Origin of the sequence: Lacihabitans sp. LS3-19 (genome assembly GCF_024343575.1) — a bacterium.
GTDB lineage: Bacteria > Bacteroidota > Bacteroidia > Cytophagales > Spirosomataceae > Leadbetterella.
The window spans coordinates 1-3,032 of the sequence record NZ_RJUA01000045.1 but is presented as its reverse complement, the minus strand read 5'-3'; the positions used below and the strand labels follow the sequence as shown (position 1 = coordinate 3,032).

The following is a 3,032-nucleotide window of genomic DNA, read 5'->3' as shown; positions in this document are numbered from 1 at the left end:
AGGATCAGAAATAATTTCTTTTTCAATGATTAAATATTCAAAAAAAGCCTTCAATCCACTGAGAATTCTGCTTTGACTTGTGTTTGACAGACCTAGATCGTTTAAATAACTCAAGAAATTGTGAATGTCTTCGTCTTTCAACTGGAGCACAGTTTTTTTCTCTCCAAAAAATTGAAATAATTTTTCGGCATCTCTCACATAGGCTTCTACAGAGTTGCCAGAAAGCCCTCTTTCTATTTTCAAGAAATTCTTGAAACCTTTTATGTGATTTTGCCAAAGCATATTTTCTATTATTTAACCAGTTTTTTTTAGGTTTTACTGATGCATCAATTTTTCTATTTCACTTATTTCTAGCGGAATACCTTCCATCAAATCCTCATTTCCTACTTCTTTTATCAATATGTCATTTTCCAAGCGAATGCCTATGGCTTCTTGCTCAATATATATTCCTGGCTCTAAAGTTAGCAACATTCCGGCTTCTAATTTCTTTTTTCTATCGCCAACATCATGTACATCAATTCCCAAAAAATGTGAAACCCCATGCGGAAAGTATTTAACAATCGCTTTTGGATTGAATTTTACATCAGATTCTGTCAAAATCTTTAATTTCACCAATTCTTTTCCTATTAAGTTTTGCGTTTCCTTTTTTAGGTTTGCTATCGTATTTCCTACCACCATTTGGTTTTTTATGGCTTTCATTACATCAAATACAGATGTGTAAACTTCTGCTTGCCTATCTGTGAATTTTCCATTTATGGGTAAAACTCTGGTCATATCTGCTTTATAATTGCCGTATTCAGCACCAAAGTCCATCAAAACTATTTCGCCACTTTTACAGATGTCATTGTTGGTAATATAATGCAAAGCACATGCATTTTTACCAGATGCCATTATAGGTTGAAAAGCGTGCATTCTTGACCTTCTTCTTTGGAATTCATAAGAGATTTCCGCTTCAAGTTCGAATTCATACATCTCAGGTTTTAAGTTTTTTGCTGCTCTTTCAAACCCAAATTTAGTAATTTCGATGGCTTTTTTGATTTGAGTTATTTCTTCATCAGACTTTATAACTCTCATGTTATTAGTTGTTTTAGCCGAATTTATGTAGTTTTTGTCTGGAAATTTTCTTTTTATTTGGTTTGATACCTGCCTGTTTTTTGAAGTAAACGAGCTGCCCTTGCCTTGGTCGGTGTCAATAGAGAAATAAACATTTTCACAATTATTTAAATATCCTTCTACAACTTTCCAAAATTCTTCACTCCAAATTATGGTTTCTATCCCAGAGAGTTCTGTTGCTTGGCTTTTGGTCAGTTTTTCTCCTTCCCAAATCTTTATTTTTTCGTTGGTTTCTTTTACAAATAATATTTCAGTCTGGGGAGAGGTGCGATTATCTAAAATAAGAAAACTGTCCTCTTGATCTATCCCAGTTAAGTAAAAAAAAGTAGAGTTTTGAATAAAACCAAAAGTACCGTCTGCATTGCTAGGAAGCGGGTCGTTGGAGGCGAAAATTGATATTGAATTAGGTAGAATTTGTTCAATGTATTTTTTCCTTTTTTCTATGTAAAAGCTATTAGGAATATTTTCGTACCTCATTCGTTAATAGTTTATATTTGCAATAATAATTAATAAAAAGGACTTGGGTAAATTGTTTTCTCGAATTTTGGTTTTAATGTTTTTGGTGTTTTTCAAAGTCAATGGACAAGAAAAATATTGGATTTTCTTAAAAAACAGAGATTTGTCATCGGTAAATCCTGTTTCTGATAAGACTTTTTCAAATCGGAAAATGCTTGGTTTGAGTGAAAACCAAATTTCTGATTTTGGGCCCAAATATACTGATTTAGAAAAAATCAAGGGTTTAGGAATTCAAATTTCAAATACTTCAAGATGGTTTAACGCGGTTTCTGTTTATTTAAATTCTTCCCAAAAACTATTGGTTTCAAAATTAGATTTTGTAGATAAAATTCAAAGAATCAATGCTTTCCAGAGTTTAGCCTCTAACAAAAAATTCGGATATGACGACGGAATTTATCTCAATTATGCTTTGCATCAAATACATGCGGAGGCTTTTTTGGAGAGAGGACTTCTCGGTGATTCTGTCGATATTGGTATAATAGATGGCGGTTTTTATCAGGCAGATATCAATCCATTTCTTAAAAATATTTTTACTGAAAATAGAGTAAAAGATTACAAAGATTTTTTCATACCACCCAGAAAAGAGTTTTTCAACGAACGCAAATCCAATGGTGATTTACACGGCACCATGGTGATGAGTGCGGTGGGTGGTTTTGATGGGGAGAAAAAGCAATTAGGTGGTTTGGCTCTTCAAAGCAACTATTATTTGGCAAGAACAGAGTCGTCGCAGCAAGAGTCGAGAATAGAAGAAGACAATTGGATTGCTGCCATAGAATGGTTAGACAGCCTAGGCGTAAGGTTGGCAAATTCTTCTTTAGGCTATGCTTTGGGTTTTACCAATCCTGCCGAAAACTATTCTCCAAATGACATGAATGGCCATACAAGTGTGATAGCAAAAGGTGCCCAAATGGCTGTAAATGAGAAAGGAATGATATTGATAGTTTCAGCTGGTAATGAGGGTGAAAATAAAAAATGGGGAGGGATAGTGTCCACACCAGGCGATGTAGAAGAAGTGATAAGTGTTGGTGCCAATGACGAGAATAGTTTGAAAATGGGATACAGTAGCAAAGGCTCTGGAAATGTGAGTTTTATAAAGCCAGATGTAACAGTATATTCCTATAATGGCACCTCTTTGGCAGCACCAATTGTCACTGGATTTGTAGCTTGTATGTTACAAATTAATCCAAAACTGAAAGCCTCAGACATAAAGAAGATATTTCAAGAATCCTCAAGTTTGACAGCTTCACCCAATAATTATCTGGGCTATGGTATTCCAGATGCTAGATTGGTTTTAAATCAACTTGAAGGGAAGCTTTTTGAATTAAAAACTGCACAAAAAGTTAAGGCAAAAGGAAAATACAAAATTAGCTCAATAGGAGAGGAGAAAGCTGTAGTTTTTCATA

The 3,032-nt window shown here is 34.1% G+C and carries 3 protein-coding genes; 1 reads left to right on the top strand and 2 read right to left on the bottom strand.

Annotated features, from left to right (window positions below):
• Together EGI22_RS15130 and EGI22_RS15125 are read right to left on the bottom strand one after the other, a co-directional pair.
• On the bottom strand, positions 1-282 hold a 282-nt coding region (locus EGI22_RS15130), incomplete at its 3' end, for a site-specific integrase (RefSeq protein ID WP_255069299.1).
• A 33-nt stretch (positions 283-315) separates the two neighbouring features.
• Positions 316-1,590, bottom strand: a complete 1,275-nt coding sequence (locus EGI22_RS15125; RefSeq protein WP_255069291.1) for an aminopeptidase P N-terminal domain-containing protein — start codon at positions 1,588-1,590, stop codon at positions 316-318.
• 76 nt (positions 1,591-1,666) lie between these two features.
• Here EGI22_RS15125 and EGI22_RS15120 point away from each other — a divergent pair.
• Positions 1,667-3,032, top strand: a 1,366-nt coding sequence (locus EGI22_RS15120) for a S8 family serine peptidase (protein WP_255069297.1), incomplete at its 3' end; no start/stop codon positions are given.

What these genes read in the sequence shown, in the direction of transcription:
- EGI22_RS15125 (WP_255069291.1), bottom strand. Translation starts at nt 1,590, where the DNA reads ATGAGGTACGAAAATATTCCTAATAGCTTTTACATAGAAAAAAGGAAA.